Below are 20861 nucleotides of genomic sequence, written 5' to 3' on the forward strand. Positions count from 1 at the left end.
CCCGGATCGCGGCGGCCGCGGCCGAGGACCAGGCCGCGGCCGAGGACCAGGCCGAGGCCGCCGCGCGGGTGATCGCCGGGGGTGGCCACGACGGCCGCCGCTACGACCTCGCCGCCCCCGATACGATCGGCTGGGACGAGCTGGCGGCCCTGGCCGGCCCCGGGATCGCGTACCGCCCGGTCACCGACCCCGACTTCCACGCGACGGCGGTCGCCGGCGGCTTCCCGCCGCACGTGGCCGACCAGCTGGTCGAGCTGTACCGCGCGTTCCGCTCCGGCTGGGCCGGTGCGCCGACGACCGACCTGGCGTCGCTGCTCGGGCGCGCTCCGGCGACCGCCCGGGAGGCCGTCGAGCGCGCCGTCGCAACCTGGTCCTGGTCGTAGGCCTGCTCCTAGGTCCAGTCGCTGATGTCGACCTGGTCCGGGAACGGGCGGCCGCGGCCCTGCTCCGTCAGCTCCTTCAGGCTCAGCAGGAACGTCGCCCACCTGGTGCTGCAGTGGTGCATGAACTCGACCGGCTCGCGCCAGCCCTCGTGCTTGAACAGCACGATCGTGTACTCGCCGCGCCGCTCCAGCCGCCAGTCGATCTCGGTGCCGATCCACTCCGCCGGACCGTCGGTGACCCGCCAGCGCACGTGCCCCGCCGGGTCGAGGTCCACGATCTCCATGTCGAACCCGCCGGCTTCCCCGAACCGGAACGCCAGCTGTCCTCCGACCTCGCTCTTGCCGACCGTGTCCGCGGTCCACCACCCGGCGAGTCCCTCGATCGTCGTGACCGCCCGGTACACGTCGTCCAGCGGGGCGACGCAACCGACCCGGTGCAGGATGTCGACCATGTTCTGACTCCTTCGTTTGTGCAACCTTCGGTTGCACGAAACCTACAACGCTTGCGATGCAATGTGCAACAACTGGTTGCGCGAGCGCCTGAACTGGCCGTTCGGAGGCGGGCGGGTGGCCGGAACGTGGGCTACGCTGCCGAGCTTGTGGCGGACCCATGCGTGCAGTGCGGAGCGACTGGATACTCGGCCCCACTCGGCACGGACGGTCCGCTCTGCGTGACGCACGGTGGGGTGCCGTCGGCCGCGGCCGTCGCGGCGCTCGTGGCGGGGCCACCGCCGCCGCAGCGGTCGCCGTGGTGGTGGCAGGCGTTCACCTGGCTGCTCGTCGTGGCGACCGTCGGGCACATGGCGACGCTGGTCGTGCAGATCGTCGCGCTGCGGCGGGAGAGCGCGCTCGTCGCCCGCTACCCCGACGATCCCGACGCGCTCGACGGGCCCGACGCCGACCGGGTCTTCGAGCTCGTCCACGACCTGGGGGAGGGGCTGCGCACCGGGCTCTGGGCGTTCCTCATCATGCTCATCCTGTGGATCGGCACGATCGCGCGGGTGGCCGGTCGGCTCGGTCACGACCGGCGGGTGATCCTGCACCACTGGACGTACCTGGCCTGGCGGGTCGCGCTCGTCCCGCTGCTGGTCTTCGTGCTCATCGACATGCGCCACGACCTGCCCGATCCGTCCGACCGGGCCGCGTTCAGCGCCGCGGTGCTCAGCGCGAACAGCACGTCGGTGGCGTTCGCCGCGTTCCGGATCGCGGCGCTGGCGCTGCTGCTCGCCTACGTGCTCATCGTGTGGTACCGGCTGCGCGGGCCGGACCACGCGGTCACGAGTGCGGCATCCACCACTCGGTGAACTCGCGGCACTGCCCGACCGTGTCCAGCCGGATCAGCCACAGGTTGCTGTAGGTCTCGGTGGGGTACACCGTCGTGCCCTGCACGATGCTCAGGTTCGGGCCGACGATCACCGGGAACCAGGTGAACGACGCCTCGCCCGGCCGGTCGCGGTGGGCCAGCCAGCCGGCCACGATCGCCTCCCGGCCGCGCCACGGCTCGTGGAACGGCGTCGTGTAGTAGGCGGCGTCCGCGGCGAACAGGTCGCCGATGTCCACCGGGTCGTTGCTGTTCCAGGCGCGGACGTAGCCGTCCACCCACTGGGTCACCGCCTCCAGATCCGTCATGGGCTATTCCTACACGTAGGCTGGTGCGGTGGCCAGGTACCTCGACGTGCACCCCGACAATCCCCAGCCGCGGCTCCTGCAGCAGGTCGTCGCGCTGCTGCGGGACGACGGCCTGATCGCCTACCCGACGGACTCCTGCTACGCGCTCGGCTGCCAGCTGGGCAGCCGGCCCGGGCTGGAGCGCATCCGGGACATCCGCAAGCTGGACGACCGGCACCACTTCACCCTCATGTGCGCGGACTTCGCCCAGCTGGGCCAGTTCGTGCAGATCAGCAACTCGGTGTTCCGCCTGGTGAAGGCGTCGACCCCGGGCAGCTACACGTTCATCCTGCCGGCCAGCCCCGAGGTGCCCCGGCGGCTGCTGCACCCCAAGAAGCGCACCGTCGGGGTCCGGATCCCGCAGCACACGGTGACCCAGGCGCTGCTCGCCGAGCTGGGTGAGCCGCTGCTGTCGAGCACGCTGATGCTGCCCGGCCAGGACGAGCCGATGACCCAGGGCTGGGAGATCAAGGAGCTGCTCGACCACCAGGTCGACGCGGTCATCGACGGCGAGTGCGGCGTCGAGCCCACGACCGTCGTCGACCTGTCCGGCGACGAGCCGGAGATCCTGCGCGTGGGCGCCGGCGACCCGGCCCGGTTCGAGTAGCGGGCGGTGCTGCACCACGTCGAGCTCTGGGTGCCCGACCTGGAGCGCGCGGTCGCGTCCTGGGGCTGGCTGCTGACCGAGCTGGGCTACGAGCCGTTCCAGGACTGGCCCGCCGGCCGCAGCTGGCGGCACGGCCCCACGTACATCGTCGTGGAGCGCTCGCCCGCGCTCTCGGCCGACGCGCACGACCGGATGCGGCCCGGCCTGAACCACCTGGCGTTTCACGTGGGTGACCGGGCCCGGCTCGATGAGGTTGTACTGCAGGCGCCCGCGCACGGCTGGCGGCTGCTGTTCGCCGACCGGCACCCGTTCGCCGGCGGCCCGGAGCACTGCGCCGGCTACCTGGAGGACCGCGACGGCTTCGAGGTCGAACTGGTGGCGCCCGCCGCCGACCCGGCGGTTGCCTGACCGGGGCGCGGCGTCACGCGTCGAAGCGGATCAGCACCGGCTCCTCCGTCAGGGCCAGTTCGCCGCCCGGGCGTAGCGCGGTCGTGGTGCCGTCGAGGTGGAGCAGCTCGACCGCGCCCGCGTCGGCGGTCATCGTCGCGGTGCCGGCGTGGGTCCAGCGGATGACCGCCCGGCGCCGGCCCAGGGGCGTGTCGACGGTGAACTCGCACTGCCAGGCGTTGACGGGCAGCCCGACGGCGGGCCCGTGCCCGCAGGCCCGGATCTCGGCCGTGGCCAGCCATCGCTGGAGCTGCGCCACCGCGAGCCCGGCGGCGGTCGGCGCCCCGCCGTCCGCCTGGAGCACGATGGGGATCCGGGTGCCGCCCCAGTTGTAGAAGTACATCCGGTCGAGGTTCACGTTGCGCGCGAAGAGCCCGACGAGGAAGAACCGCACGGCGTAGTTGCGCGCCTTCGGCTCGGCGAGCGACCCCTGCAGCGGGATGGCGTACGTCGTGCCGGTGTTCCACAGCGGCGGGTTGATCCCGGCATCGCGAAAGATCTTGTCGACGTTCCCGGTGAGCTCGAGCATCGTCTCCGGCGGGTCCTCGGCCGTACGCTGGTGCAGCTTGATCCCGGCGACGTCGCAGTGCCGATACCCGCCGAGCTGCGCGAACCGCCGCATGACCTGCTGCGCCTCGGGACTCCACAGGTTGCCCATCCCCGGGCAGACCACGGTGGCGAGCGGGTCGGCGGCCCGGATGATCGCGCTGGCCCGCTCGGTCATCTCGACGAGCGTCTCGACGGGCCCGGAGAAGAGGCGGGCATCATTGGCGAAGGCCCAGATTTCATAGGCCTCGATCCTTCCCCGGTACCGCTGGGTCAGCGCCCGGACGAACGCGTCCCAGTCGTCGAGATCGTCGGGCGGTGTCGACCGCGCGTTCTCCGGGTACACGGACCGCTTCCCCTCGGGCGCCGCCCAGCTGGGCGTCCCCCCGGCCACGAAGAGCACGGGCAGCCCGGCGGCCTCGGCCCCGCCGACGAGCCGGTCGAGCGTGGCCCAGTCGAACTCGCCCCTGGCCGGCTGGATCTGCGCCCAGCGGGTCTCGCTGTCCCAGAGCCGTAACGCGCCGATCGGAAACCCGGGCATGTGCCCCGTGGGGGTGTTGATGGTGACCCCGAAGAACCTGCTGGACACCCGGGAGGGCGGCAGCGTCCAGCTGGGCCCGCTGATCCACTGCGGGTCCCCGGTGGCCCCGGCGCCCGCCCTCTGCTCGGGCGACCGGATGAACAGGGCGCCCGCGACCACCGCGGCGGCGGCAACCATCACGAGGACGGCGGCCGCCGCCGTGTACGCCCGCCACGACCGCCGCCGCCCTCGTCCGCCGGTTGCGATGCGCGCGCCGGCGCCCCCCTGCTCCGGGCCATCCGCACGATCGGCCGAGACGGGCATTTCCGAAATGTCGCCGTCAGGGGATAAATCCGGAGCGACCTGAGCGGCGGTGGTGGGTTCGGTCGCCGAGGCGACCGCGGGCGTGGTCGTGGGTGCGGCGGGGTCCGTGGAGGTGGGCGTGGAGGCCGTGGAGGCCGTGGGCGGCATGGGTGGCTCGGTGGGGACGGCCGGGTCGCGGAGGGCGGCGGTCCACAGGGCGTACAGGCGGTCCAGTTCGGCCGGGGTCGCGCCGCAGGTCTTCGCCAGGCGCTCCACCGTGCCGAAGTCGTGCGGGACGGCCTGGCCCGCGATGTAGCGGTGCACCGCGGACTTGCTCGCGTTGATTTTGCGGCCGAGCCACGCGTAGCTGTAGCCGCTGCGGTCCTTCAAGGCGGTCAGGAGCGCGGCGAGGTCTCCGTGTTCGTGGTGCATCGCCGTCTTCTCTCCAGGGGTCGCGGCGTGGCCGGGACCGCATCGTACCGGCAGCGCGTGAACCCCGTCCCGTCCCACCCGTGTTTGCCCTGGTGGGGACGGGTGGGACGTCCCATCGTCCCGGATGGCTCCGCAGCTCTGGCCGCCGCTGCCGGCGCATTGACAGACTTTCGGCACCTGAGCGGAGGCAAGTTCAACGGGGGCCGCCGGTCAGTGCGTGGCGACGTACGCGAGGAGGAAGTCGGCGGCGGGCACAGCGAACGCCGCCGACACCACCGCCATCCGGGCGATCGACGGGCGGGAGGCGAGGACCGTGTACAGCACCAGCAGTACCGGAGCCGCCGCATCCTGCAGCGGCCACGCGTCCCGGACGGTCAGGACGCCCAGGTGGCAGCAGACCAGCCAGAGGAGCACCGCCGCCGTCCACAGCGCGACGCCGAAGCGGTGGCAGGCGGGCGGGGTCCAGCGGACCGCCGACGTCACGTCGCCGGCCGCCCGGTCGGCCTCGACGTCGATGACCGTGGTCGGCAGGTACAGCGCCGCGCCCAGCAGCAGGCCGAGCACGACCATGACGAGCGGATAGTCGGTGAACGGGCGGTACAGCGACCAGCCCGACAGCGGCCCGAGCACCCCGACGGCCAGGGCGTTGACCGTGACGTCCCATCCGGCGCGGCCCTTCAGGCGAAACGGTGGGGCGCTGTACAGCCAGCCGAGCAGCAGCACGAGCGCGGTCCCGGCGAACAGCGGCCAGCCGCCGAGCCCGGCGGCCACGAGCGCCGCGACCGTGAGCCGGCGCGCCCAGCGGGTCAGCGCCGCCGCGTCGAGGGCCCCGGTGACCAGCGGGGCGGTGGCCTTGCGCGGGTTGCGGCGGTCGGTCTCCAGGTCGTACCGGTCGTTGACCGCGAGTACCGCACCCCACACGAGCGGCCCGAGCACGAACGCGAGGGCGACGGCGCCGGGCGTGATGGGCGGGAAGAGGGTGCCGGTGGCGAGCACGGCGCCGAGGTAGGCGCCGCCCCAGCCGAGCGGCCAGAACCACGGCCGCATGAGGTGGACAACCGCGGCGACGTCGAGGGTAGATCGACCAACGTCTTTCGGAAAACGAAGGAGACGAACGTCGGTAGCCATGCTGCCGACGCTATGGGCCATCGGTCCTCAGCGGTTCCCGCGCGCGAGCCACCCGCCTCCCCCGTGCGAGGGAGGGCTTACAGCTCGTCGGCGTGCAGGAGCCACCGCAGCCCCAGCGCGGCGGCCGCCGGGGCGTCGGCCGGCAGGTCGCTGACCACGCAGGCGGTGCCGAGCCACGCCGCGCCGATCGAGGTCACCAGCGAGTGGGCGGCGAGGGCCTGGGCGCCGGTCTCGATCCAGTCGTCGACGCAGAGGACGCGGTCGGACGGGCGGATCAGCGCGCGGCGGAAGCTCAGCCGGGCGCCGCCCTCGTGGTACGACTCCGGCAGCCGGTGGGTCAGGAACTCCGGGGCGTGCTCGGCCACGCGGTCGTTCTTGCGCAGCTCGACCAGGCCGACGCCGAGGTGGGCGGCGACGAGCGCGCCGAGCAGGGTGCCGCGGGACGCCGGGCCGATGACGACCGTGGGCTCGCCGGGCACCAGGGCGGCCACGGCGGGCGGCAGGTCGCGCAGGACGACCGGGTCGCGCCACCACTCGGTGACGTCGGCGAAGGCCACGTCGCCGTCGCCGCGCCAGTGGAAGCCGACCTTGAGCCGGTCGATGAGCGACGCCATGCGGATCAGAACGACCCGAGGACCGGGACGGGCTGCCAGCGCCAGCGCGCCGCGCAGTCCGGGTCGTTCGCCGCGAGCACGGCGCGCAGGACGCCGTCGGGGTCGCAGCTGTACAGGCCCGAGCTCCACACGTTGTTGACCTCGAGCACGGCGAACCGGCCGTCGTCGGTGCGCCCGACGTCGATGACCGCGGTCGGCGGCACGTCGTCGTCCGGCAGCTCGGCGAGCATCATCGCGACGAACGCGGCCGCCTCGTCGTGCCACGACGCCCGGTGGGTGCGCAGCGACGGGCTCCACTCCTCGCCCTCGACCAGGTACGGCGACCAGGCGACCGGCTGGCGGCCGAGGGTGAAGACGCGGTACTCGGAGGCCAGGTCCAGCCAGTGATCCATGATGATGAGCGTGCTGTCGGCCGGCAGCCGGGCCATGCGCAGCCGGTTGCGCAGGTCGTCGGCGTTGCGCACCCAGGCCGCCGAGAACGCCGGGTGCTTCTCGTCGGCCAGCTTCGCCACCGCCGGCCGCGAGCCGACCAGGTCGGGCGCCTCGCCCACGCTGACCAGGCGGACGTCCCGGCCGGTGACGTCGCGCGGCAGGTTGGCGAACCACTGCGGGCTCGCGCCGTGGAGCCGGATGTCGGCGCCGGCCGCGATGAGCGTGGTGAGATACCCGCCGGCGGCCCGCCAGGCGACGCCGTCGGCGGAGCGTAACCCGGTCACCTCGGCGGGGTCGCCGGGCAGCTGCGCCACCGGCAGGCCGATCCGCTCGGCGGCGTGCGTCAGCGCCGCGCTCGCCTCGGGGGAGCGAACGCGCATGGCCAACGTCCGGAACTGACGCACCCTCACATCCTGCCAGCGACCCCCGTCAGTGTCGTTCCCGGCCGCCCGAGACGGCACATCCCCCACTCCTGTGATTGACGGACAGGATTCGCGATGACACGCAGGGGGACATTGACTCCGACGTTTCCCATGAAATGGTAAAAATCGGGCACGACGCCGTCATGACAACAACCATGGCAGCATGAGGGACGTGGCTGTGAACCCGACGATCATCGAACGTGACGCCCAGCCCTATGTCGCCATCGGCGGCGCCGTCCCGATGCGGGAGATGGCCACGGTGGCCGACCGCCTCGGCGAGGTGTTCGCCTTCGTCGCCGAGCGGGCCGCCGAGCCCGCCGGGGCGCCGTTCTTCAAGTACGCCGCCATCGACATGGACGACCTGCTGGAGGTCGAGGCCGGCGTGCCCCTCACCGCGCCGCTGGCGGGGGAGGGGCCGGTGAAGGCGGGCGTGCTGCCGGCCGGGCGGTACGTCGCCGTCACGCACGTCGGCCACCCCGACGAGCTGCTCGGCGTGACCGGCGAGCTGCTGGCCTGGGCCGACGCGCAGGGCCTGGTCTTCGATCGGATCGGCACCCCGGCCGGCGAGCGGTGGGCCTGCCGGTTGGAGCTCTACGAGACCGACCCGGCCGTCGAGCCCGACATGCACAAGTGGTCGACGACCCTGGCGTTCAAGCTCCTGGGCTGACCGGCGTCAGGCGCGGACCCGGGCGCTGGTGGGGTCGTAGAGCGGCCGCAGCGAGGCCCGGGCCGGGTACACCGAGCCGGCCACCTCGACGGTCAGCTCGCCGCCGTCGAGCCACTCCTGGTCCAGCGGCTCGCCGCCGGTGGCGAGCATCGCCAGGCCGACCGCGCCGCCGAGCGTGTGCCCGTAGGACGCGGCCCGCACGTAGCCCACGTCACGGCCGTCCCGGCGGACGACCTCCCCGTGGTACAGCAGCGCCTTGGGGTCGGTGACCAGCACCTGGACCAGCCGCTGGGTGAGCGGGCCGGCCGCCTTGCGGGCGAGCACGGCGTCCCGGCCGACGAACGCCGGCTTGTCGAGCGCCACCGCGAACCCGAGGCCGGCCTCCAGCACGCCGTCGGTGTTGTCGATGTCGTGGCCGTAGTCGCGGTACCCCTTCTCCATCCGCAGGCTGGCGAGCGCCTTGAGCCCGGCGTGGCGCAGGCCCGCGGACGCCCCGGCCTCGACGAGCGTGTCGTAGACGTGCACGGCCTGCTCGGCCGGCACGTAGAGCTCGTAGCCCAGCTCGCCCACGTAGGTGATCCGCAGGCACAGCACCCGCGCGTAGCCGATCTCGATCTCCGCCGCGCCGCGGAACGGGAACGACAGGTCGGACGGTGAGACGGCCGCGAGCAGCTCGCGCGAGCCGGGGCCCTGCACGTTGAGCTGGGCCCAGCCGGAGGTGACGTCGGTGACGAACGCGTGCCGGTCGCCCGCGTGCCGGCGCAGCCGGGCCTCGACGTGCCGGTGCGCGGTGTCGGACGCGACGACCCAGAAGCGGTCCTCGTCGAGGCGGGTCACGGTCAGGTCGGCCTCGATCGTGCCGCCCTCGTTGAGCCACTGGGTGTAGGTGACCGTGCGCATGGCGCCGACCCGGTTGGCCGACAGCTCCTCCAGCACGTCGGCGGCGTCGCGGCCCTGGACCAGGAACTTCGCCATGAAGGACATGTCCATGAGGATCACGCCCTCGCGCGCGGCCCGGTGCTCGGCGGCCCACTGCTCGAAGTACTCCGGGCGCCCCCACGTCGGGGTGAGCGGCCCGGTGAAGCCGTACACGTCCGGCATCTCCCAGCCGGAGACGTCGCGCAGGTACGGCCGGTGGCCGGCGAGGCGGTCGTGCAGCGGCGACCGCTTGGCGTCGCGGGCCGAGCGCATCGCCCGGTTCGGATAGTGGGCCTGGTACACCATGCCGAGCGCCTCGACCGTCCGCTCCGCCCGGTAGCGGCGGTTGCCCTGGTAGGGCCGGAGGCGGTCGATGTGCATGCCGGTGACGTCGACGTCGGGCCGGCCCTCGGCGATCCAGTGCGCCAGTGCCCGGCCGATCCCGCCGCCGGTCAGGATGCCGATCGAGTTCAGGCCGGCGGCGACGAAGTAGTTGCGCAGCTCGGGGGACTCGCCGAAGATCGGCGCGAGGTCCGGGGTGAAGCTCTCGGGGCCGCAGAAGAACGTGCGGACGCCGGCCGTGGCGGTCACCGGGATGCGGGCCATCGCCGCCTCCAGGTAGGGCGCCATCCGGTCCCAGTCCGGCGGGAGCGTGCCGAAGGAGAAGTCGTCCGGCACCCGGTCGACGCTCCACGGCGCGGCCGCCCCCTCGAACAGGCCGACCATGAGGCCGCCGGTCTCCTCCCGGAAGTACCCGTACGCGCCCGGGTCCTCCAGCACCGGCAGGTCGGCGCTCACCCCGTCGATCGGCTCGGTGATGAGGTAGTAATGCTCGGCGGCCTGCAGCGGGATGCTCACCCCGGCCTGCTCGCCGAGCTGCCGGGCCCACATGCCGGCGCAGTTGACGACGGTCTCGGCCTCGATGTCACCGAACGGGGTGCGCACCCCGGTCACGGTGCCGCCCTTGCGGAGCACGCCGGTGGCCGGCACCCCCTCCAGCACCCGCACGCCGCGCATCCGGGCGCCCTTCGCCAGGGACATCGTCACGTCGACCGGGTTGGCCCGGCCGTCCTCGGCGACGTAGAAGCCGGCCAGCACGTCGTCGGTGCGGGCGAGGGGGAACAGGGTGCGGACCTCGGCGGGGGAGATCTCGTGCACGTCGACGCCGCAGTGGCGGTTGAACGCGGCCACCCGGCGGTACTCCTCCAGCCGGTCCTCGTCCGTCGCCAGCTCGATGAACCCGCACTGGCGTAGCCCGGTGGAGAGACCGGTCTCCGATTCCAGACCGGCATACAGGTCGCGCGTGTACTGTCGCATCCGCGTCGACGTCTCCGACAGCGAGCCGAACGTGACCATCAGGCCCGCCGCGTGCCAGGTGGTGCCGGCCGTGAGCCGGTCGCGCTCCAGCAGCACCACGTCGGAGACACCCTGCCGCGCCAGGTGGTAGGCGACCGAGGTGCCGATCACCCCGCCGCCGACGACAACGACGCGAGCCCGTTCGGGGAGGTTCATGACGAGCAGCGTAGTGGTGGTCGGAGCCGGGATCGCGGGGCTCGCCTGCGCGCGGGTCCTGATCGACCGCGGCGTGGACGTCCGCATCCTGGAGCGCGGCGCCGTTCCGGGCGGCCGCCTGGCCGGCCCGTCCGTCGACGGCCGGCCGGTCGACCTGGGCGCCGCCTACTTCACCGTCAGCGACCCGGCGTTCCGGTCGGTGGTCGACGGCTGGCAGGAGCGGGGGCTCGCGCGTCCGTGGACCGGGCATTTCGAGGTGTACGGCGAGAGCCCGCACGCCCCGGAGGTCTCCGGCCCGGTCCGCTGGTCGGCCCCGGGCGGCCTGGGTTCGCTCGCCGCGGACCTGGCCGCCGGCCTGCCGGTCGAGTACGGCGTCGCCGTCGGCGAGCTGGCCGGGCTCGGCCCGGCGCAGGTCGTGCTGGCGATGCCGGCTCCGCAGGCCGCCGCCGTGCACCCGCCGGCAGGCGCGGTCGCCGAGGAGCAGCAGTGGCGGCCGTGCCTCGCGGTCGCCCTGCGCTACCCCTCCCGGAGCTGGCCCGACTTCGCCGGCGCCTTCGTCAACGACCACCCGGTGCTGGTGACCGTCTGCGACGACGGGGACCGCCGCGGGGACCGGGCGCCGGTCCTGGTCGCCCACAGCACCCCCGCCTACGCGCGGGAGGAGGCGGTCGCCGACGTCGAGGTGGCCGTCCGGGAGGTGCTGCACCTGCCGGACCCCGGGACGCCGGTCGCGGTGCGGTACTGGCCCGAGGCGCGGCCGGCCCGGCCCTCCGGCGCACCGTTCGCCCTGGTGGACGGGGTGTTCCTGGCCGGCGACGGGTTCGGCCGGCCCCGCGTGGAGGCCGCCTTCGCCTCCGGCCGGGCGGTCGCGGACAGACTGTGCGGCACCGGGTTGGCGAAAAGTCCGCGAAGTGGGGACGGCGCGAGGTAGCCTCGTTGGCGCCAACGCTGTTGATATGTCCACAGTGGACAACTTCGGCGCTGCGTGACGTGAGCCGGACCACATCCATTCATTCATGTCGGTCGGGAACACATCCGGGCCCGACGGCGTTCGTTACACAACCAAGTCACCGAGAGAGGGTGAACGCCATGGCCATCAGCACCGACTACGACGCGCCTCGCCACCCGGCCGGCGATCTCGCCGAGGACAGCCTCGAAGAGCTCACCGCCCGCCGGGCGACCGCGCAGTCGCCGCTGGTCGACGTCGACGAAAGCGACTCAGGCTTCGAGCTACCGGGCGCGGAGCTGCCCGACGAAGAGCTGACCGTGCCCGTCGTGCCGATGCGCGGCGACGAGTTCCGCTGCTCCAGCTGTTTCCTGGTGCATCACCGCAGCCAGCTGGCCCGGGAGAAGAACGGCGCGCCGATCTGCCGGGAATGCGACTGATTCGGGCGGCGGGGTTCCTGATCGGACTATCAGTCGGATGATCAGGGACGGCGGGCCGGCACGCGCACGCGGGTCAGGTCCTCCGCCACCACGACCTCGCCGTCGAACCGAGCCTCGGCCTCCCGGCGGAACGCGTCCGGGTTGTCGTAGCGCTGCGAGAAGTGGGTGAGCACGAGCGTGCGCACCCCGCGCTCCGCGGCCACGGCCGCCGCCTGCCCGGCGGTGAGGTGGCCGTGCGCCTCGGCCAGGTCCCGCTCCGCGTCGAGGTACGTGGACTCGATCACCAGCAGGTCGACGCCGTCGGCCAGCTCGTGGACGGCGGCGCACAGCCGGGTGTCCATCACGAACGCGAACCGCTGCCCGGGGCGCGGCTCGCTCACCTCCTCCAGCGTCACCACCGCGCCGTCCCGCTCCAGGCGGCCGGTCCGCTGCAGCGTGCCGACGGCGGGCCCCGCGATGCCGTGCTCGCGCAGCCGGTCGGGGAGCATGCGCCGGCCGTCGGGCTCGACCAGCCGGTAGCCGTACGTCGGGATGCCGTGGTCCAGCCGCCGCGCCTCCAGCTGTACTTTGTCCGCCTTTATGCCGGCATGGTCGTCGGTGAGCGGATCGGGCCGCAGGTCCACGGCGTCGTAGAAGCTCGACGCGTGGCGGAGGCGCTCGAAGTACTGCAGACCCTCGAACGGAAAGTGCACCGGCACCGGCTGGGGCGCGCGGTCCAGGGACAGTCGCTGGATCACCCCGGGCAGGCCGAGGCAGTGGTCGCCGTGGAAGTGCGTGATGCAGATCCGGGTGACGTCGGAGGCCGCCACCCCCGCGTGCGCCATCTGCCGCTGGGTGCCCTCGCCCGGGTCGAACAGGATCCCCTCGCCGTCCCACGCCAGGAAGTACCCGTTGTGGTTGCGGGTCCGGGTCGGGACCTGGCTGGCGGTGCCCAGCACCACGAGTTCGCGCACCCGCATATTTTCTCGGATATCTTCTCGCGCATGGCAACGGCATTGGTGCTCGGCGGTGGTGGCGTGGTCGGCGTGGCGTGGGAGACGGGCGTCCTCACCGGCCTGGCCGAGGCCGGCCTCGACCTCCGCGACGCCGGGCTCGTCGTCGGCACCTCGGCGGGCGCGGTGGTCGGCGCCCAGATCACCTCCGGCCTGACGCTTCCGGAGTTGTACTCCAGGCAGCTCGCGCCGCCGACCGGCGAGCTGGCGGCGGCGATGGGCCCGAAGGTGCTCCTGCGCTACGCCGCGGCGGCCGTCCACCGCTCCGACCGGGCCGCCCTCGCCCACCTCGGTCACCTGGCCCTGCGCGCCAGGACCGTCCCCGAGGAGGAGCGGCGCGCGGTGATCGCCGGCCGGCTGCCTGTGCACGCCTGGCCCGACCCGCCCCGCCTGCGGGTCACCGCCGTGGACGCGGAGACCGGCGAGGAGGTGGTCTTCGACGCCGCCTCGGGCGTCGACCTCGTCTCGGCCGTCGCGGCGAGCTGCGCCGTGCCGATCGTCTGGCCGACGGTCACCATCGACGGGCGGCGGTACATGGACGGCGGCGTCCGCTCGCCCGCCCACGTCCACCTCGCCGCCGGCTGCGACCGGGTGATCGTGCTGGCCCCGATCACCGGCGGCATCCGCCGCTCCGGCCGGGTCGCGGTCGAAATCGCCGCACTGGGACCCGACGTGCGGTCGCTGGTAGTCACCCCCGATCCCGAGGCGCGGGCCGCGATGGGGCGCAACGCGCTCGACCCGGCCCGCCGGGCGGCCTCGGCCCGGGCCGGCCACCGCCAGGCGGCGACCCTGGTCGACGCGGTGACTCGTACTTTGGACTGATCTGAGCCGCCCGCCGGGGTCATACCATCGATCCATGCTGCTGCGCGCGGTCTGGAACGAGCCGCGGGCCGGCGGGGCGCCGCCGCGCGGCCGGCTGGACTGGGGGCTCGTCGCCGGGTTCGCGCTCTTCGCCGTGCTCGAGGCGGCGCTGCGGCCCGGCCTGCCGTGGCGCTGGGTCAGTCTCGGCCTCGCCCTCGGCCTGGTGCCCCTGCTGCTGTGGCGGCGGTCGCACCCCCTCCTGCCGGTCGCCGTGGCGTTCCCCGCGTGCGGGTTGGCGGCCCTGCTGACCAGCGGGTCGCCGCCGGACATGCTGGCACTGTCGTTCCTGGTGCTGCTGCCCTACGCGCTGTTCCGCTGGGGCTCCGGCGCGCAGGCCGTGACCGGTTCGGCGATCATCACGGCCAAGATCCTTGCGACGGTGCTCGTCGGCGACGTCGGCGCCGGCGAGGTGCTGGAGGGCTTCGCCGTCCTCGGCGCGTCCTCGGCGACGGGCCTGGCGCTGCGGTTCCGGGCCCGGGCCCGGCACCGGGAGTTCGAGCAGGTCCGGCTGCTGGAGCGTGAACGCCTGGCCCGCGACCTGCACGACACGGTGGCCCACCACGTCTCGGCGATGCGCATCCGGGCCCAGGCGGGCATCGTCACCGAGGAGCTCCGGCCGGGCGCCGCGGTGGACGCGCTGCAGGTGATCGAGGCCGAGGCGGCGAAGGCCCTCGACGAGATGCGCGCCATCGTGCGCCTGCTCCGCGGCGCGGACCCGGCCGCCGCGTCGGAGGGCGGGGGTATCGCCGACATCGAGCAGTTCGCCGATGCGGGACCGGTACCGTCGGTCGACGTGAAGATCGACGGCGCGGTCGGCCAGGTGCCGGCGGCGATCGGCAGCGCTGTGTACCGGCTGGCCCAGGAGTCGGTCACCAACGCCCGGCGGTATGCCCGGCACGCGACCCGGATCGAGGTGCGGGTCGTCGCCGACGACCGCGCCGTCCGGCTGCGGGTCAGCGACGACGGAGAGGCCAGGCCGCACGGTGCGCCCGGGTACGGGCTCATCGGGATGCGGGAGCGGGCCGTGCTCCTCGGCGGGACGTGTGAGGCCGGTCCGGGACCCGGGCGCGGATGGACCGTGACCGCGCTGCTGCCGCTCGACGGGGTTGCCGCGTGACGGTGCGGGTGCTTGTCGCCGACGACCAGGAGATCGTGCGGACCGGGCTCACGATGATCCTCAACGCACAGCCGGGCATCGAGGTCGTGGCCGAGGCCGGGGACGGGCGGCGGGCGGTCGAGCTGGCGCGGCGGGAGCGGCCCGACGTGTGCCTGCTCGACATCCGCATGCCCGGCCTCGACGGCATCGAGGCGACCCGGGCGCTGGCCGGGCCGCAGGTCGCCGACCCGCTCGCGGTCGTCGTCATCACCACGTTCGACCTCGACGAGTACGTGTACGCGGCGCTGCGGGCCGGTGCGCGCGGGTTCCTGCTCAAGGATGCCGGGCCGGCCCTGCTCGCGCAGGCCGTGCACGCGGCGGCGGGCGGCGACGCGCTCATCGCGCCCAGCGTCACGACCCGGCTGCTGCGGGCGTTCGCCGCCGCCGGACCGGCGCAGCCGACCCGGCAGCCGATCGAGCCGCTCACCGACCGGGAGGAGCAGGTCGTGGCGGCGCTCGCCCAGGGGCGCACCAACGCGGAGATCGCCCAGGAGCTGCGCATCACGCTCAGTACCGTGAAGACCCACGTCGCCAGCCTGATGAACAAGATCGGGGCGCGGAACCGGGTGGAGATCGCGATGTGGGCCTATGAGACCGACCGTGTGCGACCGCAAAAATTCCGCTGACGGCGAGCGCGGCGGCCGAGTGGCACGTCGCCTGAAAGTACGGCTGGGGGCTCGTTCTGAGGGCCTGGTTCTCCGCCGCTCGCGGGCCGATGTGGTACCACCGGAGCCCCCGAATCATCATGGGCATGACGACAGCAGTGAGGAGAGGCCCGGACTGGCTCGTGCCCGCGGGACTGCTCGCGCTCGCGGCGATCCCGGTCATCGCCGGGGCGTTCCGGGTGGGCACGCTCGCCGGCGGGGCCGAGGTCACGCCGGACAACGCGCGGTTCCACGACATGCCGGTGCCGGTCGTGGTGCACATCGTGGGCGCCACGCTCTACAGCATCCTGGGCGCGTTCCAGTTCCATCCGGGCCTGCGCCGCCGCCGTCCGCGCTGGCACCGGCTCGCCGGGCGGGTGCTCGTGCCGGCCGGGCTGGCCGTCGCGCTGTCCGGGATCTGGATGACGCTCTTCTATCCGCTGCCGGACTCCGACAACACGTTCACGAACGCGCAGCGGCTCGTCGTGGGCGGCGTGATGGCCGGTGCGATCGTCGCCGGCTTCGCCGCGATCCGCCGCCGTGACGTGCGCACGCACCGGGCCTGGATGATCCGCGCGTACGCGCTGGCCATGGGCGCCGGCACGCAGGCGTTCACGCACGGCTTCTACACGGCCTTCGCCGGTACGCCGGACGCCGACGCGCGGGCCTGGTGCATGTTCGCGGGCTGGTTCGTCAACATCGTCGTCGCGGAGCTTTCAATTAAGCGCAGACTTATATAAGCTGCGACTTGTGCACGCGTTCGACGTCCTCGGGGACCCCGTGCGGCGGCGCATCCTGGAGCTGCTCGCCGACGGTGAGCAGGCCTCCGGGGCGATCAGCGCCGTCGTGCAGGAGGAGTTCCGGATCTCCCAGCCCGCCGTCTCGCAGCACCTCAAGGTGCTCCGCGAGCACGGCTTCGCCACGGTGCGGGTGGACGGGGCCCGGCGGCTGTACGCCGTCGACGCCGCGCCGCTGCGCGAGGTGGACGCGTGGCTGGACCGGTTCCGCCGGACCTGGGACCAGCACCTCGACGCCCTGGCCACCGAGCTGGCCCGGGGGAAGCGTGCGCGCCGTGTCCGTGGCAACGAGACGAGGGGAGACGACCCATGATGGACATCGCCGGGCACCTCAAGGCCATCCACCGCGAGGTCAGCCGGCTGCCGTCGGCGAGCGGCGAGACGGTCGCCGTGCGCCTGCGCCGGTCGTACGACGCCGACGTTCCCGACGTGTGGGACGCGATCACCGACCCGTCCCGCATCGCGCGCTGGCTGATGCCGGTCAGCGGGGACCTGCGGGCCGGGGGCAGCTTCCAGCTGGAGGGCAACGCGGGCGGCGACATCCTGGAGTGCGCGCCGCCGGCGCGGCTGAAGGTCACGTTCGGCGGCCCGGCGAGCATCGTGACGGTCCGCCTCAGTGCCGACGGGGACCGTGCGGTGCTGGAGCTGGAGCACACGGTCCCGATCGAGATCGCCGGCGGCGGGGCCGGGTCGCTCTACGTCGGGCCGGGCTGGGACGGGGCGCTCATGGCCCTCGCCCGCCACCTGCACGCCGAGTTCGACGGCGACCCGCTCGTGTTCGCCGCGACGGCCGAGGGGCAGGAGTTCTCCCGCCAGTCGGTGCACGCCTGGGCGGCCGTGGCCCGCGAGTCGGGCACGGCCACCGAGGCGGAGGTGGAGGCGGCGGTCGAGGCGGCGATGGCTCAGTTCGCCCCGGACACCGCCGACGCCCCACAGGACTAGCCGCCCGCCGCCCGCCGGGCTGGGTCTCGCGCGCCCCGCACCCACGCGGGGCGCGCGCGGTCAGTACAGCTAGGACAGGACGCGGAGTTGGAGTGTGGTCGACATGCCGCTGAGCTGGGCCAGGATCTCGTCCGGGTAGTCGATGGCGATGTCGGTGAGCAGGTAGCCGTACTCGCCGCGGGTGGCCAGGATCTGGCCCTCCACGTTGACCTTGTGCCCGGCCAGGATGCTGTTGACGTCGGCGAGCACGCCCGGCACGTTGTGGTGCAGCAGGGCGATGCGGTGCGTGCCGGAGGCCTGCTGCAGGTTGAGCGACGGCAGGTTGACGCTGAGCGTCGTGGAGCCCTCCGCCACGTACCTGTGCAGCTTCTCGGCGACGAACGAGCCGATGTCGGATTGGGCCTCCTCCGTCGACCCGCCGATGTGCGGGGTCAGGATGACGTTCGGCAGGCCGCGCAGGGTCGACTGGAACTCGTCGCCCTTGCCCTTCGGCTCCTTCGGGAACACGTCGACGGCCGCGCCGGCGAGGTGCCCGTTGTCGAGGTGGCGGCGCAGCGCGTCGTGGTCGATCACGAAGCCGCGGCTCAGGTTGAGGAAGATGCTGCGCGGCCGCATCCTGGCGAACTGCTCCTCGCCGAAGAAGCCGCTGTTGCCCGGGCGCCCGTCGACGTGCAGGGTGACGATGTCGGACTTCTCCAGCAGCTCGTCGAGGCTCTCGCAGCGCTGGGCGTTGCCGAGCGAGAGCTTGTCGGCGGTGTCGTAGAAGTACACCCGCAGGCCCAGGTTCTCGGCGAGCACGGACAGCTGCGTGCCGATGTTGCCGTAGCCGACGATGCCGATGGACCGGCCGCGCACCTCGTGGCTGCCCTCGGCGTCCTTGTCCCAGACGCCGTTGTGCATGCCGGCGTTCTTCTCGGTGAGGCGGCGGGTGAGCGCGATGATCTCGGCGACGGCGAGCTCGACGACACTGCGCGTGTTGGAGAAGGGGGCGTTGAACACCGCGATGCCGGTCTCGGCGGCGCAGCGCAGGTCGATCTGGTCGGTGCCGATGCAGAACGCGCCGATCGCGCGCAGGTGCGGCGCCTGGGCCAGCACGGCCGCGGTGACCTGCGTCTTGGATCGGATGCCCAGCAGGTGGACCCCGTCGAGCTTGGCGATCAGCTCGTCCTCGTCGAGCGCGCGCCCGATGGTCTCGACCTGGTATCCCTCGGATCGCATCCGCTCGACCGCGACCGGGTGGATGTTTTCGAGGAACAGGACCCGCACGGGGTCGGCCTGGGATGTCAGCACATTACCTACCCTAAGTGACCATCGGGATCACTGGTACGTGAGCCGCGACTCGTCCCGCCCTGTGCGATGGTGTGCCGCTCCTGCAGCCTGGCGCGGATCTCCTCGGGCGTGTACGCCCGGCGGCGCCGCTCCGCCCGCACCACCAGCACCCCGGTCGCCGCCACGCCGACGACACCCGCCAGGCCGAGCACCTTCCACCACTTCGCCTTCATGAGCACCTAGGCTAACGGCGGTGAGCGTCGATCTCGACGAAGCCGTGCGGATGACCCGCACAGGTGACCTGTGGGTGTTCCGCGGCCGTTCGACCGCCGACCGCGCGATCCAGACCCTGACGAACAGCCCGGTCAACCATGTCGGCATGGCCGTGGTACTGGATGACCTCCCACCCCTCATGTGGCATGCGGAGCTCGGCAGGTCGCTGCCCGACCGGTGGACGGGGACCCACCACCGCGGCGTGCAGCTGCACGACCTGCGTGACGCCGTGCTGGTCTGGGGTCGCCGCTACGGCCAGCGGGCCTGGCTGCGCCAGCTGCACTTCGAGGTGAATCCCGCGATGGAGGATGCGGTACTGCAGACCGTCGCGCGCCTGGACGGCACGCCGTTCCCGTCGACCGCACGGCTGGCGGGCCGGTGGTTCCAGGGCCGTCTGCCGTCCCGCTCCCGGTCGGATGCCTCCCTGGAGACCGCGTACTGCGCCGAGGTGGTGGCCGTCACGTACGAGGCGATGGGCCTGCTGCCCGGCGGGAAGCGGGCGAACTGGTACGACCCGGGCAAGTTCTGGAGCGGCGACGACCTGCCGCTGCAGCTCGGCGCCGCGCTCGGTGAGGAGATCGCGGTGACCCTTCCCCCGGCCTGACCGATGGGGGTGCGGGCGTCCGGCGCGGCCGGAGGTCGCGGGCCCTTGGGGCGACGGCGCTGGCAGGGAGGGCCGTCAAGGCCCGACCGGTGTCTGGCGGGAGCGACGGTCGTCACTTTCCCGGACCCGAGTCCTGGGAAGGTTCCCGGTCCTGGGAGACGGCGGCGACGATGACCGCGGCCAGGTCGTCCGGGCGGGTGAGCTGGGGCCAGTGGCCGGCCGGGAGGTCGACGTGGTGGACGGTGCGGATGTGGGCGTACTCGCGGACGGGGGGCGCGGCCTGCTCGATCCAGCCGCGCAGCATGGCGCTGGTGAAGTCGGTCGACACCGCCGTGACCGGGACGTCGTAGCGGGCCGGGTCGTGCAGGTGCTGGCGGTCGCTCAGGACGCCGGCCGGGGACGGGACCGCCCGCGTGCGCAGGGTCGCGCGCAGGTCCTCGGTCAGGCCGGCCAGCTCCTCCTCGTCACGGGGCGGTGGCCGGCCTTCTCCAGGGCGGGGGTGACCCGCTCCCACACCGTGCCGTCGAGCCACAGGCCCGGGACCAGGATGATGTCCATCGGGCCAACCTACCGCCGGGGTGCTATGCGGTACCGGCGAGCGCGTGGATCTTCCAGCCGAGGTCGGGGAAGCCGGCGGCGTCGGCGACGTGTGCGCTGGCGACGTTGGCCGGGTCGTGCAGGTAGAGGGCGACGGCGCCGCCCGCCACGATGCGCCGGGCGGCCCGGGCGACCAGGCGGCGGGCCAGGCCGCGGCCGCGGGCGCGCTCCTCGGTGCCGACCGAGATCTCCACGCCGGTCGGGTCGTGCGGCTTGAGGCCGACGCCGGCCAGGTAGCTGCCGTCCTCGTCGCGGGCGACCAGGACCTCGCCGGGGAAGGGTCGCAGCCAGTCGGGCAGGCCGGGGCCGTCGGACGGCTCCCACGCCCCCGCGTCGGGCAGCCCGGTCGGCGCGTCCGACCAGCGGAAGACGCCGGTGAAGAAGCGGTGCCCGGGCCGGTCGAGCAGGGCGGGCAGCCGGCCGGCCAGCGCCTCGGCACCGGCGGTGGCGACCAGCTCGGACACGGCGTCGACCCGTCCGGGCGGGACGGACAGCACGCCGTTGCCGGCGGCGTCGGTCACCCCGATGGCGAGCTGCTCGCCGCCGTCCCAGCGCGGCTTCTCCCGGGCCGCGTGCCCGACCACGACCAGACCGCCGGGCGAGGGCCAGCTCCCGAGCCACGTCCGCAGAAACGACTCCAGCACCCGTCGATCCTAGCTTTGCCGTTTCGAAACGCGCTGCGGTCGCCGCAGGGACAAACCCGTATATTCACGGATCGTACCGGCGCCGCGACCGCAAGAT

25 protein-coding genes and 1 pseudogene are annotated in these 20861 nt (G+C 73.3%); 14 read left to right on the forward strand and 12 right to left on the reverse strand.

Annotated elements, in window-relative coordinates; translation table 11 throughout:
- Positions 1-383 (forward strand): annotated as a pseudogene (locus tag ABZS66_RS37495) (hypothetical protein); the annotation flags it as partial.
- Positions 384-391: 8 nt separating this feature from the next.
- On the opposite strand, the gene ABZS66_RS37500 reads toward ABZS66_RS37495, so the two are convergent.
- Positions 392-835: an SRPBCC domain-containing protein gene (locus ABZS66_RS37500; RefSeq protein WP_354766266.1), complete on the reverse strand. Its 444-nt coding sequence runs from the start codon at positions 833-835 to the stop codon at positions 392-394.
- A gap of 219 nt (positions 836-1054) precedes the next feature.
- Between ABZS66_RS37500 and ABZS66_RS37505 the strand changes: the two genes are divergently transcribed.
- Positions 1055-1687: a hypothetical protein gene (locus ABZS66_RS37505; protein WP_354766268.1), complete on the forward strand. Its 633-nt coding sequence runs from the start codon at positions 1055-1057 to the stop codon at positions 1685-1687.
- On the opposite strand, the gene ABZS66_RS37510 is transcribed toward ABZS66_RS37505, so the two are convergent.
- Entirely contained in the window at positions 1659-2012 is a 354-nt protein-coding gene (locus ABZS66_RS37510; RefSeq protein WP_354766270.1) for a nuclear transport factor 2 family protein, read from the reverse strand. The genes ABZS66_RS37505 and ABZS66_RS37510 overlap by 29 nt on opposite strands.
- A 28-nt stretch (positions 2013-2040) precedes the next feature.
- On the opposite strand from ABZS66_RS37510, the gene ABZS66_RS37515 reads away from it, so the two are divergent.
- Together ABZS66_RS37515 and ABZS66_RS37520 are read left to right on the forward strand one after the other, a co-directional pair.
- The gene (locus tag ABZS66_RS37515; protein ID WP_354766272.1) at positions 2041-2658 is read left to right on the forward strand and encodes an L-threonylcarbamoyladenylate synthase; all 618 of its coding nucleotides are present in this window, start codon (positions 2041-2043) and stop codon (positions 2656-2658) included.
- A gap of 6 nt (positions 2659-2664) precedes the next feature.
- The gene (locus tag ABZS66_RS37520; protein WP_354766274.1) at positions 2665-3066 is read left to right on the forward strand and encodes a VOC family protein; all 402 of its coding nucleotides are present in this window, start codon (positions 2665-2667) and stop codon (positions 3064-3066) included.
- A 13-nt stretch (positions 3067-3079) separates the two neighbouring features.
- Here ABZS66_RS37520 and ABZS66_RS37525 read toward each other — a convergent pair whose 3' ends face one another.
- The 4 genes from ABZS66_RS37525 to ABZS66_RS37540 all read right to left on the reverse strand — a co-directional run bounded on the left by ABZS66_RS37525 (position 3080) and on the right by ABZS66_RS37540 (position 7460).
- Positions 3080-4906, reverse strand: coding sequence for a helix-turn-helix domain-containing protein (locus ABZS66_RS37525; protein ID WP_354766276.1), 1827 nt, complete (start codon positions 4904-4906; stop codon positions 3080-3082).
- A gap of 210 nt (positions 4907-5116) precedes the next feature.
- Positions 5117-5953: a UbiA prenyltransferase family protein gene (locus tag ABZS66_RS37530; RefSeq protein ID WP_354766278.1), complete on the reverse strand. Its 837-nt coding sequence runs from the start codon at positions 5951-5953 to the stop codon at positions 5117-5119.
- A gap of 158 nt (positions 5954-6111) precedes the next feature.
- Positions 6112-6648 carry a phosphoribosyltransferase family protein gene (locus ABZS66_RS37535; RefSeq protein WP_354766280.1) on the reverse strand — a complete coding sequence of 179 codons (537 nt, stop codon included), beginning with the start codon at positions 6646-6648 and terminating at the stop codon, positions 6112-6114.
- 5 nt (positions 6649-6653) lie between these two features.
- Entirely contained in the window at positions 6654-7460 is an 807-nt protein-coding gene (locus tag ABZS66_RS37540) for an ATP-grasp domain-containing protein (protein ID WP_354766282.1), read from the reverse strand.
- Between the two features lie 205 nt (positions 7461-7665).
- On the opposite strand from ABZS66_RS37540, the gene ABZS66_RS37545 reads away from it, so the two are divergent.
- Positions 7666-8169, forward strand: coding sequence for a GyrI-like domain-containing protein (locus ABZS66_RS37545; RefSeq protein ID WP_354766284.1), 504 nt, complete (start codon positions 7666-7668; stop codon positions 8167-8169).
- A gap of 6 nt (positions 8170-8175) precedes the next feature.
- Here the strand turns inward: ABZS66_RS37545 and ABZS66_RS37550 are convergent, their stop codons facing one another.
- The gene (locus ABZS66_RS37550; protein ID WP_354766286.1) at positions 8176-10599 is read right to left on the reverse strand and encodes an FAD-dependent oxidoreductase; all 2424 of its coding nucleotides are present in this window, start codon (positions 10597-10599) and stop codon (positions 8176-8178) included.
- Between ABZS66_RS37550 and ABZS66_RS37555 the strand changes: the two genes are divergently transcribed.
- Positions 10598-11530 carry an FAD-dependent oxidoreductase gene (locus tag ABZS66_RS37555; RefSeq protein WP_354766288.1) on the forward strand — a complete coding sequence of 311 codons (933 nt, stop codon included), beginning with the start codon at positions 10598-10600 and terminating at the stop codon, positions 11528-11530. The genes ABZS66_RS37550 and ABZS66_RS37555 overlap by 2 nt on opposite strands.
- A gap of 164 nt (positions 11531-11694) precedes the next feature.
- The gene (locus tag ABZS66_RS37560) at positions 11695-11985 is read left to right on the forward strand and encodes a DUF4193 domain-containing protein (RefSeq protein ID WP_190251039.1); all 291 of its coding nucleotides are present in this window, start codon (positions 11695-11697) and stop codon (positions 11983-11985) included.
- A gap of 41 nt (positions 11986-12026) precedes the next feature.
- Here the strand turns inward: ABZS66_RS37560 and ABZS66_RS37565 are convergent, their stop codons facing one another.
- Entirely contained in the window at positions 12027-12944 is a 918-nt protein-coding gene (locus tag ABZS66_RS37565; protein ID WP_354766290.1) for a ribonuclease Z, read from the reverse strand.
- Positions 12945-12968: 24 nt separating this feature from the next.
- On the opposite strand from ABZS66_RS37565, the gene ABZS66_RS37570 reads away from it, so the two are divergent.
- From ABZS66_RS37570 to ABZS66_RS37595, 6 genes are all read left to right on the forward strand, one after another.
- Positions 12969-13799 carry a patatin-like phospholipase family protein gene (locus ABZS66_RS37570; protein WP_354766292.1) on the forward strand — a complete coding sequence of 277 codons (831 nt, stop codon included), beginning with the start codon at positions 12969-12971 and terminating at the stop codon, positions 13797-13799.
- A gap of 34 nt (positions 13800-13833) precedes the next feature.
- Positions 13834-14955 (forward strand): histidine kinase, encoded by a 1122-nt coding sequence (locus tag ABZS66_RS37575; RefSeq protein ID WP_354766294.1) that lies wholly within the window; start codon positions 13834-13836, stop codon positions 14953-14955.
- Positions 14952-15620 carry a response regulator transcription factor gene (locus ABZS66_RS37580; RefSeq protein ID WP_354766296.1) on the forward strand — a complete coding sequence of 223 codons (669 nt, stop codon included), beginning with the start codon at positions 14952-14954 and terminating at the stop codon, positions 15618-15620. The genes ABZS66_RS37575 and ABZS66_RS37580 overlap by 4 nt, the downstream gene beginning before the upstream one ends.
- Before the next feature lie 125 nt (positions 15621-15745).
- Positions 15746-16378: a DUF2306 domain-containing protein gene (locus ABZS66_RS37585; RefSeq protein WP_354766298.1), complete on the forward strand. Its 633-nt coding sequence runs from the start codon at positions 15746-15748 to the stop codon at positions 16376-16378.
- Positions 16379-16388: 10 nt separating this feature from the next.
- On the forward strand, positions 16389-16748 hold the full coding sequence (locus tag ABZS66_RS37590) for a metalloregulator ArsR/SmtB family transcription factor (RefSeq protein WP_354766300.1): 360 nt from the start codon (positions 16389-16391) through the stop codon (positions 16746-16748).
- On the forward strand, positions 16745-17377 hold the full coding sequence (locus tag ABZS66_RS37595) for an SRPBCC family protein (protein ID WP_354766302.1): 633 nt from the start codon (positions 16745-16747) through the stop codon (positions 17375-17377). Before ABZS66_RS37590 ends, ABZS66_RS37595 begins: the two co-directional genes overlap by 4 nt.
- Before the next feature lie 69 nt (positions 17378-17446).
- On the opposite strand, the gene serA is transcribed toward ABZS66_RS37595, so the two are convergent.
- Together serA and ABZS66_RS37605 are read right to left on the reverse strand one after the other, a co-directional pair.
- The gene (serA, locus tag ABZS66_RS37600) at positions 17447-18667 is read right to left on the reverse strand and encodes a phosphoglycerate dehydrogenase (RefSeq protein ID WP_354766304.1); all 1221 of its coding nucleotides are present in this window, start codon (positions 18665-18667) and stop codon (positions 17447-17449) included.
- A 5-nt stretch (positions 18668-18672) separates the two neighbouring features.
- Entirely contained in the window at positions 18673-18879 is a 207-nt protein-coding gene (locus tag ABZS66_RS37605) for a hypothetical protein (protein WP_354766306.1), read from the reverse strand.
- A 20-nt stretch (positions 18880-18899) separates the two neighbouring features.
- Between ABZS66_RS37605 and ABZS66_RS37610 the strand changes: the two genes are divergently transcribed.
- Entirely contained in the window at positions 18900-19523 is a 624-nt protein-coding gene (locus ABZS66_RS37610; RefSeq protein WP_354766308.1) for a hypothetical protein, read from the forward strand.
- Positions 19524-19635: 112 nt separating this feature from the next.
- Here ABZS66_RS37610 and ABZS66_RS37615 read toward each other — a convergent pair whose 3' ends face one another.
- Both ABZS66_RS37615 and ABZS66_RS37620 read right to left on the reverse strand, forming a co-directional pair.
- On the reverse strand, positions 19636-20037 hold the full coding sequence (locus tag ABZS66_RS37615; protein WP_354766310.1) for a hypothetical protein: 402 nt from the start codon (positions 20035-20037) through the stop codon (positions 19636-19638).
- A 67-nt stretch (positions 20038-20104) separates the two neighbouring features.
- Positions 20105-20764, reverse strand: a complete 660-nt coding sequence (locus tag ABZS66_RS37620) for a GNAT family N-acetyltransferase (RefSeq protein WP_354766312.1) — start codon at positions 20762-20764, stop codon at positions 20105-20107.
- Between the last annotated feature and the right edge of the window lie 97 nt (positions 20765-20861).

The sequence above is a fragment of the Dactylosporangium sp. NPDC005572 genome, assembly GCF_040605515.1.
GTDB lineage: Bacteria > Actinomycetota > Actinomycetes > Mycobacteriales > Micromonosporaceae > Dactylosporangium.